Source organism: Pollutimonas bauzanensis (genome assembly GCF_040393045.1).
Lineage (GTDB): Bacteria > Pseudomonadota > Gammaproteobacteria > Burkholderiales > Burkholderiaceae_B > Pollutimonas > Pollutimonas bauzanensis_A.
This window is the reverse complement of sequence record NZ_JBEBUX010000099.1, coordinates 1-15873: the sequence shown is the minus strand read 5'-3', so window position 1 is coordinate 15873 and position 15873 is coordinate 1. Positions and strand designations below refer to the sequence as shown.

The following is a 15873-nucleotide window of genomic DNA, read 5'->3' as shown; positions in this document are numbered from 1 at the left end:
CCCCGGACAACGTCATCAGAGCCCGGCAACGTCACCAGGGCCAAACAGCGTCGCTAACACCGAAAATTCGTTAGCCCGGCAAGGTACCGGCCAAAGCGGCTACCAGCAACAGCACGCCTATCGCCATATTGGCGCGAAATAACATGAAATTACGTTCGGGTCGTGCGACGTCGAACACCCGCATCTGCCAGATAAAGTGCGCGGCGATCGCGGCCATGACCACGTAATAAGGCCATGCCATCTGCATGACAATACCCGCCCCCACCCATAACACGATGGTGGCGATATAAAACCCGCTGATCCAGACCTTGCCTTTGTCTGCGAAACGCAGTGCCGTCGAGTGCAAGCCCAACTGCGTGTCGTCGCGTACATCGACATAAGCGTAGATAGAGTCATAGCCCACTTGCCACAATACCGCACCCAGCCACATTGCGACCGCGGCCAATGGCACGGTGTTTTGCGTATCGGACCAGGCCATCAGCATGCCCCAGTTAAAGCCTATGCCCAGCACCACCTGCGGCCAATAGGTAAACCGCTTGCACAACGGGTACACGATGATGATGGGCATTAACGCCACCGCCAGCCAGCGGCTATATTCGTTCAAAGCCAGCAGTAGCAATGCGCACACGACCAGCTGCGCCAGCACAAACCACAATGCATTCTTTAACGTCAGTTGCCCGCTGGTTAAAGGACGAAAGCGCGTCCGTTCTACCTTTTTGTCGATATCGCGGTCAAAAATATCGTTGAAGCAGCAGCCTATGCCGCGCATCAGCAAAGCGCCCAGCGAGAAAATGAATAACCTGAATAAGGTCGGCCAGCCATCTGCCGCCTGGACCAGTGCGGCCAGACACGGCAGCAAGGTCAGCCACGTACCGACAGGCCGGTCTAAGCGGCACAGGCGCGCGTAGGGGCCCCACGACCGCGGCAGCCACCGCTCGACCCAGTCGTCGGGACGCATATCTGATAAGTCAGGAGTACCGTTCAAAGCGTTTAGCTTTCCTTGATGAGCTTACCCAATATGGCGATGCCTTCACGGATTTTCCCTTCGGATACCGTGACGAAACTTAGCCTTAGCGTATTGGTTTTCGGCTCGTCGCCCGCATAGAACGGCGCACCTGGCACAAACGCCACGTTCTTTTCAATGGCGCGCGCCAATAACTGCGCGCCATCGATATGGGCAGGCAAAGTCACCCAGATGAACATCCCGCCCTCAGGACGCGTCCAGGTCGTTGTCGTCGGAAAATGCTCGTCCATCGCTTCCAGCATATAACCGCACTGTTCCTTGTACAAATCGCGCACCATAGGCAAATGCGCCGTCAGGAACCCGTCTTTGACGGTTTCGTACACCGCCATCTGCGTCAGTGTGGACGTATGCAGATCGGTGGCCTGCTTGATTTGAACCAGCTTGGCGATAATCGGCTTGGGCGCCACGATGTAGCCCAGGCGCAGACCCGGGGCCAACACCTTGGAAAACGTGCCCAACCGGATTACGGTAGCGCCCACGGCGCGCCCCAGGCCAAGCAGGCCCGGCTGCGGCTCGCCAGCGTAGCGCAGATCGCCATAGGGGTCATCTTCAATAATAGGCACTTGCGCAGCGGCGCAGCGCTCGACCAGCGCCTTGCGCCGCTCGAGGTTAAGCGTCAGGCCGGTAGGGTTCTGGAAATTGGGCAGCACATAGATGAAACGGGCGCCGGCGGTGCGTTCGTCCGTCAGGCTTTCAGGGATCAGGCCGCCTTCATCAGTAGGAACCGCAACATAATTGGGTTCGAACAAAGAAAACGATTGCAACGCGCCAAGATAGCTGGGAGATTCGACCAGCACATTGCTGCCCGGATCGATAAAGAGCTTGCCCAGCATGTCCAGCGCCTGCTGCGAGCCAGACACGATAAGCACTTCGTCTGGCGACACATCCGCGCCGACGCGCTTGAGGTCTTCGGCTACCCACGCACGTAGTGGCGCATAGCCTTCAGTGGGACCATACTGCAAGGCCGATGTACCGTTATTTTCCAGTACCCGATCGAAAGCCGCATTGATAACATCTACCGGAAACCCTTTAGGCGCGGGCAAGCCGCCAGCAAACGAAATAATCTCGGGACGCTCAGTGACCTTCAGAATCTCTCGGATCGTTGAACTGGTGAGTTTTTGGGCGCGCTGCGAAAAGGTATAGGGAAGAGAGTACGAGTCCATGGTCCTGAAAAATTTCCGGTAAAGAACAAAGAAACAATGTATTAGATTACCGCAAGTCTGTTCAGCCTGCATGCCAGTCTATGGCCGCCAGCGCCAGGGCGTCTATCGAATCGGTGATGACAACGCCAAGATCCTGCCTGATTTCGTGCGGCACGGCCAGCGGAAGTTCTGTGCAGCCTAAGACGATGGCATCGACCTGTCGATGGCGCAACAGGTCAATACAGCGCCTTGCCGGCGCATAGGCTTCGGCCAGGCGATTCGCCTTGACCTGCAGAATGGCGGTGGTGCAATAACTGGCCAAGTCATCATCGGTAAGCATGACGCACTCGTATCCATTCGCTTCCAGCATCCGCTGATAAAGCGCCAACCTGAGCGTCACGGCAGTTCCCAGCAGGCCGATACGGCCCTGCTTTATGCCGTTACGCCGCAAATCGTCAATCACCGCCTGCACAATATGCAATATGGGAATGGATGTGGCAGCCGCCATCTGCTCGTACCAAAGGTGAGCGGTATTGCAGGGGACGACAATCGCCTGTGCGCCGGCGTGCACAAGATGCATCAAACCGTTTTGCATCCAGGGCAAAGGATCAGGACCATTGCCCAAATACCCGGATGGACGATCCGGCACACGCGGGTCGCTCCATAATATGGCCGGCACATGCTGCTGCTCGGACTCGACACTGGCCAAGGCAGTAAGACGGGCCATGAACGCGGCACTGGCCATAGGGCCCATCCCGCCCAGGACCCCCAGAAACCTGCCTGAATAATTGCTATCCATAGCCTTCTCTAGTGAGGAAGAATCTTCGATAAAAACTGGCGGGCGCGCTCGGAACGCGATTCGATACTGCCAAAGAATGCTTCACTGCCGCAATCTTCGACAATCTTGCCGACATCCATGAAAATCACGCGGTCTGCGACCTTGCGGGCGAAACCCATTTCGTGGGTGACCACCATCATGGTCATACCCTCGCGGGCAAGGTCGACCATGACATCCAACACCTCGTTGACCATTTCGGGGTCAAGCGCCGAAGTAGGCTCATCGAACAGCATGGCGATAGGGTCCATGGCCAGGGCGCGCGCAATGGCCACACGCTGCTGCTGGCCCCCGGACAACTGGCCGGGAAATTTATCTTGATGTGCCCGCAACCCGACGCGATCCAATAAGGACGCCGCTCTGGCATTAGCCTCGTCCTGACTGCGGTTCAATACCTTCATCTGGGCCAACGCCAGATTTTGCATTACAGATAAATGGGGAAACAGCTCGAAACTCTGAAACACCATACCGATACGCGCACGCAGCTTGGGCAGGTCGGTGTCGCGCGCGCCCACTGAAATGCCGTGAACAAGAATTTCACCTTTCTGAAAAGGTTCCAGCCCATTCACGGTTTTGATCAACGTAGATTTTCCCGATCCAGAGGGGCCGCATACGACCACCACTTCTCCGTTGGCGACCTGAGTACTGCAATCATCCAGCACTTGCGTGGGGCCGTACCATTTACTCACTTGCTTGATTTCTATCACTCTGACTCCTGCAATGTTGGTTTGCCTGTCAACGCGCGATGCGGGTGCGTTGCTGCAAATAACGCACGAACAGTGAAGCCGCATAGCTCATAATGAAATAGACCACGGCAACGAAGATGTACATTTCTATTAGCCTGCCGTCCCGCTGCGCTACCTTGGTGGCCGCCCCCAGAAAATCCGTAAGCGACAGTACATAGACCAGGGAAGTGTCCTGGAACAAAATAATGGTTTGCGTCAGCAAGATGGGCGTCATGTTGCGAAACGCCTGGGGCAGGACCACGGTACGCATCACTTGCCAATAGGTCAGCCCCAGTGCATAACCGGCACTGACCTGTCCGCGCGGCACTGACTGAATGCCGGCGCGCATGATCTCGCAAAAGTACGCCGCTTCGAACAAGGTAAAAGTGACCAACGCCGAGGTAAATCCGCCAACAGACATGGGCCGGTCGGCACCGGTCAACCAGGCGCCGACATACGGCATCAGGAAATAGAACCAGAAAATGACCAAGATCAGGGGTAATGCCCTGAGTAAATTGACATAGAGGCCAGCAGCCAATGCCAACGGCTTTATGTTGGACAAGCGGCACATTGCCAGCAAGGTGCCGATCACCAGCCCGCCCAAGGCCGCAAACAGTGTCAATTTCAAGGTGAACACCATGCCTTGCTGGAACAGGTATACCCAGGAGCGCTCGATAATATCGAAATCGAAACCATTCATTGAGCGATCTCCTTGGCAACGGAAACGGTGCCGAAAAAGCCCGGGACCGCCAGACGACGCTCCAGCAAATACATGCCGCGCACCACAACCAGGTTCAGCAACAAGTAGAACAGCGTTGCCATGGCAAAAGTCTCAAATACCTGGAAACTGAACTCCTGCATGGATCGGGCAGCGCCAACCAATTCGAACAAGCCTATTGTGAAAGCCACCGACGTATTCTTTATCAGATTCAACAACTCTGACGTCATGGGCGGCAGAATAATGCGAAACGCCGTGGGCAATAGCACATAGCGGTACACCTGCCATGGCTTCATGCCCAGCGCGGTCGCCGCCATCGGCTGGCCTTGCGGCAAGGACTCTATCCCGGCGCGCACCTGCTCGGCCACACGCGAAGATGTATAAAAACCCAGGCAAAGTACCGCGGGAATGAAGTTGCCCCAGGGCGGGGGGATCTGCTTCATGGCATCGCCCATTGTCCCCGGCAGGAACTCGGGGATAACGAAATACCACAAGAACATCTGCACCAACAAGGGGATGTTGCGAAACAGCTCGACGTAGGCAGTCGCCACGACCCGTACCCACTTAATCGGGCCGGTACGGACTACACCCACCATGGTCCCCATCGTCAAGGCCAGTATCCAGGCAAGCGCGGCAGTACCTATCGTCCAGCCCAAGCCGTTAAGCAGCGTATGTAAATACGTAACGCCACCTGGTGCCTGCTCAAAAAAAATCGACCAGTTCCAGTTGTAATTCATCATTTTCTCCAGTCCGGCCAGCAAAACACCGTTGGCCCTGCAATAGGGATAAAGCAGGGCCAACGCGGCGCACACTGGACTGATTTATATATGCAGCGTGCCTCCGAAAATGCATCGATTATTATTATTTATAGTCGTTTGGATCTGGCGAATCAGTAGGCGTTGCGATCACCTTCTTGAGTTGATCGCTCATGGGCCAATTCAGATTGACGTTCTTGGGCGGAATGGGAGATTCAAACCATTTTTTGTACAGCTTATCGAGCTCGCCGCTTTTCATCATCCCGATAATCGTGTCATCCACCACCTTCTTGAACTCAGGGTCGTTCTTGGGTTCCATGATGGCATAAGGCTCGACGGTGTAGGCCTCTTTGCTGATCATCCAGTCGCCTGGATTACGCGACGTTGCCACCAGCCCGGCCAACAAGATATCGTCCATGAAAAACGCTGCCGCCCGTCCACTTTCCACCGTCAGCAATGCTTCGGCATGATCCTTGGCAGGAATAATGTTCATCCCCAGCTTTTGCTGGTCGTTTGCACCGGTGACCCAGCGAATATTGCTGGTGCCGGCAGTGGATACGATGGTTTTCCCTTTCAAATCGTCAAGGTTGTTGATGCTGGAGGACTTCTTTGCCACGAAGCGGGTGGCAGTAACAAAGGTCGTAGGTGCAAAAGTCACCTGCGCCTGGCGCTCTTTAGTATTGGTGGATGACCCGCAGTTCAAATCGACGGTGCCGTTGGCCAGCAAAGGAATACGGGTCGATGAAGTGACCGGCACGAGCTTGATGTTGATTTTTTTCATGCCCAGTTTGGCTTGTACGGCCTTGACGACCTCATGGCAAATATCCATGGAGTAGCCAATGGGCTGCTGTTTATCGTCCAGATACGAAAACGGTATGGACGAGTCCCGATGACCTAATGCGATTTCACCGCTGGACTTTATTTTTTCCAACCGCCCCTCGGCGTAGGTGGGCGCAGTTGCTGCGACAGCCAGTGCGCTGAACAAAACAAGGGTAGCTTTTTTCATGGTTTGTCTCCTTTAGTTCTTATAGGATACTTAGAAAAGCTGACGGTACCCATACAGGCCAACCGCTCCGCCAGTATGCACGAAAACCACATTTTCGCCCTTCTTAAAATGCCCTGTACGGATCAGATCGATCAACCCCGCCATCCCCTTGCCGGAATAAACCGGGTCCAGCAAAATGGCTTCGTGCTCAGCAGCCAGACGCAAGGCTTCCACCATGGAATCGGTAGGTAGGCCATAGCCCTCGCCCACATAATCAGAATTGGCAACCACATCCGACCGGTCGACCGAGGCCGCCGGCAACCCCATGTAATCCATGGTTGCCTGCACCAGGTTCCAGACGTTTTCCTCCTGTTTGGCCTTAGGGGCGCGCACGCTGACCCCGTACACCGGAATGCCACTATTGCTGGCGCGCAGGCCCACCACCAGACCCGCCTGGGTGCCGGTGCTGCCGGTTGCGTGCACCACATGGTCAATACGCAGCCCTGTTTCGAATGACTGAGTCAGCAGTTCCTGTGCGCACGCCACATAACCTAGCGCGCCGACAGGATTGGAACCTCCGCCGGGAATGATGTAAGGCTTGCCACCGGCACTGCGCAGTTCAGCGGCGAGGTTTTCCATCTCTTGCTGCATATTCGTTCCGGCGGGAAAACGCGCCACGATGTCACCCCCCATCAGGCGATCCAGCAAAACGTTGCCCGACTCCTCGTACTCTTCACTGGCGTTGGTAACGCGTTGCTCGAGCAGAATTTTGCACTTCATGCCTACGCGGGCCGCCGCCGCCGCTGTCTGGCGGGCATGGTTAGACTGGACGGCCCCCTGGGTAATCAACGTATCGGCCCCCTGCTCTATCGCCTGCGCCACCAGGAACTCGAGCTTGCGCGTTTTATTCCCCCCCGTCGCCAAGCCGGTGCAATCATCCCGCTTGATATAAAGATTGGGGCCATCCAAGAGCTTGGTCAGATTGGGCATGAACTCAAGCGGCGTGGGAAAATGGCCCAGACGGACGCGGGGAAAAGCGGCAAGATGCATGACGTTGGCTCCAAAGCGAAAGATAACTTGTCATCCTACTTATCGCCATGCGCTTTGCCCAATACTATATTCTTAGGACCATATGCAATTTTTGCATAGCGTGGAGAATCGACATGAAACTGGCATGGATAGAAGATTTTCTGACACTCGTGGACGCTGGAACATTTTCCCGCGCGGCCATCCTGCGCAATGTCACGCAACCCGCATTTTCGCGCCGGATTCAACTACTGGAAGCGTGGCTGAATGTCGAACTGATCGACAGGCGCAGCCAACCCATGCGCCTGACGCCACTGGCCGAACGCCGCATTCCGGAATTTCGAGCGTTACTGCACAACGTGAACCATTTACGCAACCGCATTCAGTCCGACAATAACGGCATGGTCCGGGTGGTGTTGGCCACGCAGCATTCATTAACCATAACAAAGCTACCCGCGTTGCTGCAACTGCTGAATCAAGACCCTTCAGCCAATATCGAATTCAATGTGCACTCCGAAAACCGGGACGAGTGCGTCGCACTGTTCATGCGAGGACAAAGCGATTTGCTGCTGTGCATGGAAGAAGAAGACGACCGGCTGCGTAACCGCATGCCGGAGGCGGACCGGTTGTTCCTGGGCCATGAAACCCTGCTTCCAGTCAGCGCCTTGAAGCAGGACGGCACACCGCTGCATGCACCGCGCACAGGCCACATTCTTAAGCTCTTGGCCTTTCCCATGGACAGTTTTCTGGGCCGCATCATGTACAAACACAGCGTGAATGCATTACTGCGAGGCTACCAGGTGGAAGTCGTGCACGAGTCGGTTTTTCTCGCCGGTGTCAAAGAAATGGTCATGGCAGGGCTGGGCATGGCATGGTTGCCAGAAAGCCTGATCAAGCGCGAGCTGGAGTCGGGCACCCTGGCGGTCTTGAACAAGGGACTAAAAAGCGTAAGCCTGGAGTTGGGCTTATACCGCAGCGCCCAGTCACACTGCCCCGACGCGATTGATAGGCTATGGGCGCTGCTGCAGGCCGGCGGCGTCGAACCAGACGCAGCCTGATACGGGCAGCGCCTGGCCGTCTAGTCCCGCCTCACGGTTTCTATGGCATTGTCTTTACTGCGCCGGTCACGGCGCACAATGCGCAGCAGCCACCAGAACAGCGACAGCGAGCAGAGCAGGCCTATCCCGAAAATCGCCAGAACTATTGCTTCGCCTGTCGTCATTAGCGTACACCCTGTAAAAAAGAAAACTTAGCCGGCGCTCAGGACATCGGCCATGGCATTGGTGAAAACGTCGATATTGCCGGTGTTCAGGCCAGGAACGCTGATGCGGCCCGAATCGATGATGTAAACCCCGTGGCGTTCGCGCAGTGCCAATAGTTGCGGCATCGACAGGCCGGTATACGTAAACATGCCGCGCTGTTTCACAAAATAGCTGGAATCGTAGTCCGGCAGCTTGGCGCTTAACTGTTCGTGCGCCTGTTGGCGCATCAGCGCAATACGCTCGCGCATGCCGGCGACTTCTTGCACCCACGACGCATAAAGCTGCGGGTCATTCAAGACATCCGACGTAATCTGCCCGCCGTGCCAGGGAGGACTGGAATAGATACGGCGCACGACCGCCTGCAACTGCCCCAGGACATCAGTCGCTTCCTGGGCAGAAGAACACACCACCGACAAACCGCCGCAACGCTCGCCGTAAAAAGACAGATTCTTGGAAAACGAGTTTGCCACCAGGAAGACCAGGCCAGCGTCGGCCATGGCGCGTATGGCAAACGCGTCTTCATCCAGACCCGCGCCAAAGCCCTGATAAGCCATGTCTACAAAAGGAATCAGCCCACGCTCGACAAGCACGGGAATCAATTCCAGCCACTGCTCGCGCGACAAGTCCACACCCGTCGGGTTATGGCAGCATGGATGCAGCAGCACAAAGCTCTTGGCGGGCAAGCCGCGCAATTGCGCCAGCATGTCGTCGAACCGCAAAGACTTCGTCTTGGGATCGTAGTATGAATAGGTATGCGTCTTGACGCCTGCGCCTTGAAAAATGGAATGATGATTATCCCAGGCCGGATCGCTGATCCAGATTTCGCTGTCGGGAAAGGCCAGGTGCAGGAAGTCGGCCCCAACCTTGAGCGCGCCGGTGCCGCCCACGCTTTGAATCGTGGCCACACGCCCAGCCTGCAAAGCCTGATGATCGGCGCCGAACACGAGCTTCTGTACCGCTGCGCGATACGGCGCCAAGCCTTCCATCGGCAAATAGGGACGCGCCTGCGCGTCTTGCGCCCGACGCTGCTCGGCCGCGTGAACCGATGCCAGCACCGGTATGCGGCCAGCGTCGTCGTAATACAAGCCTATCGTCAAATTGACTTTTTTCGGATGGGTATTCTGGTGGAATTCCCCGTTCAGCCTAAAAATTGGATCGCCAGCGTACTTTTCCAGATGCTCAAACATGCTCAGGTCTCGGTGATTTCAGGTTTGGCCGCATTGGCGGCATATTTTTCCATTATAGGAGACACATGCGCTAATGCTTACTATGCAAACCCTCATCTCGACGCAAAAGCTTGCCAGACTGCCATGAATGATCCATACTTGTATATACAAATAGTATTGGCTCCAATCAGCGAGACACCTGCCCATGTCCGGATTTTCTCCTTCCGATATCGACCTTCAATTGATACGCGCAAAGGATCTTAAGCCTATCCCCTGGAAAAATGGCGGCGGTACGACTCGTGAAATCGCCCTGGAGCCGCCAGACGCAACTTTCGACAACTTCCTGTGGCGCATCAGCATAGCGGACGTCGGCCAGGCCGGGCCGTTCTCGACCTTTGACGGGGTAGACCGCATTATCGTCGTCACACAAGACGCCACAATGGTGCTGACTAGTCTTTCCCCAGGTATGGCACACACGCTGCTGCCCGGAGAACCGTTCCGCTTCTCGGGCGAAATACCCATACATGCCGAGCTTCCCGACGGCCCCACACAAGACTTCAACCTGATGTGGCGACGCGATTCCACCCAAGGACAAATGACGGTGCGGCGCAGCGCAGCATGCCTGGGACTGAACGCCGGCAGCGCTGTTCTGCATTGCACGAAAGGCTCATACCAAGTCAGCCTGCCCTGCAACCCAGCCGCAAATTATTTACTGCAACAAGGCGACACGCTACGCCTGACACTGCCAGAATCCGCCACATTCAGTCTGGACATCCTGCCGCTGGACGCCGATGCCCTCATGCTGGACTGCCGTATCGACGCCCCTTCCACCCCATACGCCCGGAGCCTTGCCCATGATTGAAACGACTCTCTGGATCAATGCACGCCTGGCTCCTCACGCTGACCCGGCGACGCTGGTGGAAAGCGCCAGCATTGTGACGCAGGGCAGCCATATCGCATGGCTGGGGCCTACCCATCAACTGCCTGTCGCGTTTCGGCAGGCTGCCACGGCCACGCACGATTTGGGCGGCGCCATCGTTACACCCGGCCTGGTCGATTGCCACACTCATCTCGTCTACGGCGGCAACCGCGCGGAAGAATTCGCCTTGCGGCTGGCCGGCGCTTCTTACGAAGACATCGCCAAACGCGGCGGCGGCATCATTTCCACGGTGCGCGCCACACGCGAAGCCACGGAAGACGAACTGTTTCAAGCAGCGCTGCGCCGGCTGGACGCCTTGCGCAGCGAAGGTGTCACCGCCATCGAAATAAAGTCGGGCTACGGCCTGGATCTGGACACCGAACGCAAAATGCTGCGGGTAGCCAGACGCCTGGGGCGGGCCCGGCCTATTACAGTAAGCACCACGTTCCTGGGGGCACACGCCCTGCCGCCAGAATATACGGGTCGCGCCAACGACTACATTGACCTGGTCTGCAATACGATGCTGCCGGCCCTGGTCGAAGAAAAGCTGGTTGATGCCGTAGATGTATTCTGCGAAGGCATAGGTTTTGACCTGGCCCAGTCGGAACGGGTTTTCCAGGCCGCACAGCGTTTCGGCTTGCCCGTCAAAATGCACGCCGAGCAACTTTCCCTGCTTGGCGGCGCCGCACTGTCGGCACGCTACGCAGCGCTATCCGCCGACCATCTGGAGTTCCTGGACGAAGCGGGCGTTATCGCCATGCGCCAGGCGGGAACCGTTGCGGTATTGCTGCCCGGCGCCTATTACTTTATTCGGGAAACCCAACTGCCGCCGTTGAACTTGCTACGCAAGCATGGCGTGCCTATTGCCATCTCGACCGACAGCAACCCGGGCACCTCGCCCACGACATCCTTGCTGCTGATGCTGAACATGGCTTGCACGCTGTTCAGAATGTCGGTTGCCGAAGTTCTGGCCGGCGTCACCACGAATGCAGCCCGGGCGCTGGGGCATCCCGACGTAACCGGGCGTCTTACTGTGGGAGACAAGGCCGACTTCGTCGCCTGGAATATCGAATCGCTAGCCGAACTCGCCTACTTTAGCGGTTTACCGCGCTGCCAATTAGTGGTGCGGCACGGCGCAACAGCCTATCGCGCCTAACCCTGACCTTACAACAGGCTGGCGCAATCGGCGGTCAGGGTCTCGTCAAGCACGAGTCGAGTCATCGCATCGATGTCCGGCGCCAGGAAGCGATCTTCCTTATAGAACGGCACGGCACTACGAATCCGCTCGTGCAGCACTTGCAGCGGCGCCGACGTCATCAAGGGGGCATGGAAGTCGATGCCTTGCGCGGCGCAAAGCAGTTCAATGCCGATGATCGTGGCCGTATTCTGGACCATTTCCACCAAGCGACGGCCCGCAAACGTGGCCATGCTGACATGGTCTTCCTGGTTGGCCGACGTGGGCAGGCTGTCGACACTGGCTGGATGCGCCAGCGATTTGTTTTCCGAAGCCAGCGCCGCCGCTGTCACGTGGGCAATCATGAAACCGGAATTCAGCCCGGCCGAGGGCACCAGAAACGGCGGCAAGCCTGAAATGCTGGCATCGATCAACAAGGCGACGCGACGCTCGGCCAGCGCGCCGATTTCCGCAATCGCCAACGCCAGAATGTCGGACGCGAAGGCCACCGGCTCGGCATGAAAGTTGCCGCCGGAAATAACCCTGTCAGGCTCGCCATCCTTGCCAGCGAAGACCAGGGGATTGTCCGTTACGGCATTGCTTTCTATCAGCAACGTCTGGGTTACCTGGCGCAATAAGTCGTGCACTGCCCCCATCACTTGGGGCTGGCAACGCAGGCTGTAAGGGTCTTGCACCTTGTTATCGTTGACTTCGTGCGATTTACGGATTTCGCTGCCGGCCAGCAACTGCCGGTAGGATTGTGCGGCATGGATCTGACCCGCCTGCCCCCGGATCGCGTGTACACGCGGATCGAACGGCGCGTCGCTGCCTTTGGCGGCATCCACGCTCAGGGCGCCAGCCAACACAGCATTCTTGTACAGAATTTCTCCCAAAAACAGCCCGTTCAGGGACAAGGCGGTCGATACTTGCGTACCATTAATCAGCGCCAGGCCTTCTTTGGCGGCCAACACGACCGGCTTGATGCCGACACGGTTCAGCGCATCGCGCGAATGCATGAGTTCGCCATTCAGGAAGGCCTGACCTTCACCGATCAGCGTCAAGGTCATATGCGACAAAGGCGCAAGGTCGCCGGAAGCGCCCACTGACCCTTTGGCCGGGATATGCGGCGTTATTCCGGCATTGAAGATGTCCATCAATGTCGTCACCACATCAGACCGGATGCCGGAAAATCCGCGGGCCAGGCTGGCCACTTTCAACGCCAATACAAGACGCACAATATCGGCTGCCAAGGGTTCGCCCACGCCAACGGAATGCGACAAGATCAGGTTTTTCTGCAGTTGCTCCAGGTCTTCGTCGGGAATGCGGGTATGCGCCAGTTTGCCGAAGCCCGTATTAATGCCATAGGCCGCATCCGCCTTGTCGATAATTTTCCTGACGATCGCCGACGAGGCGTCCATGGCGGCTATCGCACTATCAGGCAATGCCAGTTTCAGATCGCCGCGCCAGATTTGGCGAATGTCATCCAGGCTAAGTTCGCCGGGCTGTATTAAAAGGGTAGAAGTCATTAAATGCTCTGGATATAGGATTACTTGATCATCGGCAATTTCAAGCCGAACTCTTTCGCGGCTTTGATCGCCAATTCATAGCCTGCATCGGCGTGGCGCATGACACCACTGGCGCAATCATTGATCAAAACGCGCTCCAGGCGTTTGGCTGCGGCATCACTGCCGTCGGCAACGATCACCATACCGGCATGCTGACTATAGCCCATGCCCACACCGCCGCCATGATGCAACGACACCCAACTTGCGCCGCCTGCCGTATTCAGCAAGGCGTTCAACAAGGGCCAGTCCGATACTGCATCGGTACCGTCGCGCATGGCTTCTGTTTCGCGATTGGGGCTGGCGACCGAACCGGTATCCAGGTGGTCGCGGCCGATCACAATAGGGGCTTTAAGCTCACCGCTCTTGACCATGTCATTGAATGCCAGGCCTGCCCGGTGCCGCTCCCCCAGCCCCAGCCAACAGATGCGGGCAGGCAGGCCCTGGAACGCGATTCTGTCCCTGGCCATATCGAGCCAGCGATGCACGTGCTGGTTTTCGGGAAACAATTCCTTGATTTTGCGGTCGGTCTTGTAGATGTCTTCGGGGTCGCCCGATAAGGCGACCCAACGAAATGGCCCTTTGCCTTCGCAGAACAAAGGACGGATATAGGCGGGTACGAAACCGGGGAAGTCGAAGGCATTCTTGACCCCTTCATCGTAAGCGACCTGGCGGATATTGTTGCCGTAATCGACGACGGGGATGCCCATGCTTTGGAAGTCCAGCATGGCTTGCACATGAACCGCGCACGACTTTGCCGCGTCGGCTTGTAGCGACGCGTGCCGGCTCTCATCATGCTGCGCGGCCTTCCATTGTTCTACTGTCCAGCCCGAAGGCAGGTAGCCATTGACCAAGTCGTGTGCCGACGTCTGGTCGGTAACCAGATCGGGACGAATTCCCCCCTGATGGGCACGCTTGACCAATACGGGAAGGATGTCGGCCGCATTGCCCAGCAAACCGATGGATACGGGCTCTTTGCGTTCAGTATGGTGCGCGATCAGTTCCAGGGCATGGTCCAAGTCGCGAGCCTGTTTATCCAGATAGCGGGTTTTGATGCGGAAATCGATGCTGGATTGCTGACACTCTATGGTTAGCGAGGCAGCGCCGGCAAAGCTTGCCGCCAACGGCTGCGCACCACCCATGCCGCCCAACCCGGCGGTCAGTATCCAGCGCCCTGCGAGACTGCCGCCGAAATGCTGGCGCCCCGCTTCGGCAAAGGTTTCGTACGTGCCCTGCACAATGCCCTGGCTGCCAATGTAAATCCAGCTGCCGGCTGTCATTTGGCCATACATGAACAAGCCGGCACGATCCAGTTCGTGGAATTTTTCCCACGTTGCCCACTTGGGAACCAGATTGGAATTGGCGATCAGGACGCGCGGCGCATCGGTATTGGTCTTGAATACCCCAACCGGCTTGCCCGACTGCACCAACAAGGTTTCGTCTTCTTCGAGGTTTTCCAGGGATTTGAGTATCGTGTCATAGCATTCCCAATTACGGGCAGCACGACCGATACCGCCATATACCACCAGGTGCTTGGGGTTTTCTGCAACGGCAGGGTCCAGATTGTTCTGGATCATGCGGTAGGCGGCCTCGGCTACCCAATTCTTGCAGTGCAAAGTCGTACCGGTGGGAGCATGAATTTCACGGCGCTCGTCGTAGCGCGGGTCGTCATGTTGTGCTGCGGTATCGTTGGCCATAACACTCTCCTGTTGATTTCTTGTAAGCTCAACATAATGTATAGGCAAATTTTATATTTGTCTATACATATAGTCTTACTTCCAAAAATGACAAAACAGCCCCTCGGAGTCATACATGCCCGATACCGTCCTGACGTTGGCATCTGAAGCGTCTGAACCCCTGCCCGCCTATCAACAAATCAAAAATTATGTGCTGGAGCAGATACAGAGCGGCGCCTGGCAAGAAGGCGACTTGATTCCTACCGAGCTGTCGCTATGCGACACCTTCAAGGTATCGCGCATGACCGTAAACCGGGCGTTGCGCGAACTGACGAACGACCAGTTGCTGGTTCGCTACAAAGGGTCGGGCACCTATGTGGCACAGCCGAAATTTCAGTCGACACTGATCGAAATCCGCAGTATTGCGCAAGACATACGCGAGCGCGGCCACCGGCATTCAAGCCGGGTTATCAGCCTGAACACGTTATCGGCTTCCGAGGCTCAGGCCAGGCGTTTCCAGATCGCCCCCAAGTCGACGCTATTCCATTCGGTGATCGTGCATTACGAAAACGACGTCCCCATCCAGATTGAAGACCGGCTGGTCGACGCGATCGTGGCGCCCGATTATCTGGATCAGGACTGGCAGCGCATGACGCCAAATGAATACCTGATGCGCGTGGCGCCATTGCCAACGGGCTTGTACACGATAGAGGTCAGGCTGCCAACAAAAGACATCGCCGAACCGCTGGATATTCCACTATCGCAGCCCTGCCTGGTGATGGATCGCACCACGTTTTCGAGTCAAGCTTTCACATCGCATGCGACGATGTGGCATCCGGGAAACCGGTATAAATTCGCCGGCAAGATTTAATGGTGAAGGTGCTGCGAAAGCTAGCGTATTTTC

16 protein-coding genes are annotated in these 15873 nt (G+C 56.7%); 4 read left to right on the top strand and 12 right to left on the bottom strand.

The window, feature by feature from the left end; translation table 11 throughout:
* Positions 1 to 70: 70 nt before the first annotated feature.
* The 8 genes from ubiA to cuyA all read right to left on the bottom strand — a co-directional run bounded on the left by ubiA (position 71) and on the right by cuyA (position 7234).
* Complete coding sequence (gene ubiA / locus ABWO67_RS14450) at positions 71 to 958, bottom strand: 4-hydroxybenzoate octaprenyltransferase (protein WP_353152702.1); 888 nt, start codon at positions 956 to 958, stop codon at positions 71 to 73.
* Positions 959 to 990: 32 nt separating this feature from the next.
* On the bottom strand, positions 991 to 2187 hold the full coding sequence (locus tag ABWO67_RS14445) for an aminotransferase-like domain-containing protein (RefSeq protein ID WP_353152696.1): 1197 nt from the start codon (positions 2185 to 2187) through the stop codon (positions 991 to 993).
* 61 nt (positions 2188 to 2248) lie between these two features.
* Positions 2249 to 2965: a cysteate racemase gene (gene cuyB, locus ABWO67_RS14440; protein WP_353152694.1), complete on the bottom strand. Its 717-nt coding sequence runs from the start codon at positions 2963 to 2965 to the stop codon at positions 2249 to 2251.
* Positions 2966 to 2973: 8 nt separating this feature from the next.
* Positions 2974 to 3708: an amino acid ABC transporter ATP-binding protein gene (locus tag ABWO67_RS14435; protein WP_353152692.1), complete on the bottom strand. Its 735-nt coding sequence runs from the start codon at positions 3706 to 3708 to the stop codon at positions 2974 to 2976.
* A gap of 28 nt (positions 3709 to 3736) precedes the next feature.
* The gene (locus ABWO67_RS14430) at positions 3737 to 4426 is read right to left on the bottom strand and encodes an amino acid ABC transporter permease (protein WP_353152690.1); all 690 of its coding nucleotides are present in this window, start codon (positions 4424 to 4426) and stop codon (positions 3737 to 3739) included.
* Positions 4423 to 5181 carry an amino acid ABC transporter permease gene (locus ABWO67_RS14425; RefSeq protein WP_353152700.1) on the bottom strand — a complete coding sequence of 253 codons (759 nt, stop codon included), beginning with the start codon at positions 5179 to 5181 and terminating at the stop codon, positions 4423 to 4425. The genes ABWO67_RS14430 and ABWO67_RS14425 overlap by 4 nt, the downstream gene beginning before the upstream one ends.
* Before the next feature lie 124 nt (positions 5182 to 5305).
* Positions 5306 to 6205 carry an amino acid ABC transporter substrate-binding protein gene (locus tag ABWO67_RS14420; RefSeq protein ID WP_353152688.1) on the bottom strand — a complete coding sequence of 300 codons (900 nt, stop codon included), beginning with the start codon at positions 6203 to 6205 and terminating at the stop codon, positions 5306 to 5308.
* Between the two features lie 30 nt (positions 6206 to 6235).
* Positions 6236 to 7234 (bottom strand): D-cysteate sulfo-lyase, encoded by a 999-nt coding sequence (cuyA, locus tag ABWO67_RS14415; RefSeq protein ID WP_353152686.1) that lies wholly within the window; start codon positions 7232 to 7234, stop codon positions 6236 to 6238.
* A gap of 113 nt (positions 7235 to 7347) precedes the next feature.
* Between cuyA and ABWO67_RS14410 the strand changes: the two genes are divergently transcribed.
* Positions 7348 to 8268 carry a LysR family transcriptional regulator gene (locus ABWO67_RS14410; RefSeq protein ID WP_353152684.1) on the top strand — a complete coding sequence of 307 codons (921 nt, stop codon included), beginning with the start codon at positions 7348 to 7350 and terminating at the stop codon, positions 8266 to 8268.
* Positions 8269 to 8288: 20 nt separating this feature from the next.
* Here ABWO67_RS14410 and ABWO67_RS14405 read toward each other — a convergent pair whose 3' ends face one another.
* A complete protein-coding gene (locus ABWO67_RS14405; protein ID WP_353152682.1) occupies positions 8289 to 8432 on the bottom strand; it encodes a hypothetical protein in 144 nt (47 codons plus the stop codon).
* Between the two features lie 27 nt (positions 8433 to 8459).
* Positions 8460 to 9659, bottom strand: a complete 1200-nt coding sequence (locus tag ABWO67_RS14400) for an amino acid aminotransferase (RefSeq protein ID WP_353152680.1) — start codon at positions 9657 to 9659, stop codon at positions 8460 to 8462.
* Positions 9660 to 9843: 184 nt separating this feature from the next.
* Here ABWO67_RS14400 and ABWO67_RS14395 point away from each other — a divergent pair, with 184 nt between their 5' ends.
* Both ABWO67_RS14395 and hutI read left to right on the top strand, forming a co-directional pair.
* A complete protein-coding gene (locus tag ABWO67_RS14395) occupies positions 9844 to 10500 on the top strand; it encodes a HutD/Ves family protein (protein WP_353152678.1) in 657 nt (218 codons plus the stop codon).
* Positions 10493 to 11713 (top strand): imidazolonepropionase, encoded by a 1221-nt coding sequence (gene hutI, locus ABWO67_RS14390; RefSeq protein WP_502930022.1) that lies wholly within the window; start codon positions 10493 to 10495, stop codon positions 11711 to 11713. The genes ABWO67_RS14395 and hutI overlap by 8 nt, the downstream gene beginning before the upstream one ends.
* 8 nt (positions 11714 to 11721) lie before the next feature.
* Here the strand turns inward: hutI and hutH are convergent, their stop codons facing one another.
* Positions 11722 to 13257, bottom strand: coding sequence for a histidine ammonia-lyase (gene hutH, locus ABWO67_RS14385; protein WP_353152676.1), 1536 nt, complete (start codon positions 13255 to 13257; stop codon positions 11722 to 11724).
* 20 nt (positions 13258 to 13277) lie between these two features.
* Entirely contained in the window at positions 13278 to 14990 is a 1713-nt protein-coding gene (gene hutU / locus ABWO67_RS14380) for a urocanate hydratase (protein WP_353152674.1), read from the bottom strand.
* Positions 14991 to 15105: 115 nt separating this feature from the next.
* Here hutU and hutC point away from each other — a divergent pair, with 115 nt between their 5' ends.
* On the top strand, positions 15106 to 15840 hold the full coding sequence (gene hutC, locus ABWO67_RS14375; RefSeq protein ID WP_353152672.1) for a histidine utilization transcriptional repressor HutC: 735 nt from the start codon (positions 15106 to 15108) through the stop codon (positions 15838 to 15840).
* Positions 15841 to 15873: the final 33 nt, after the last annotated feature.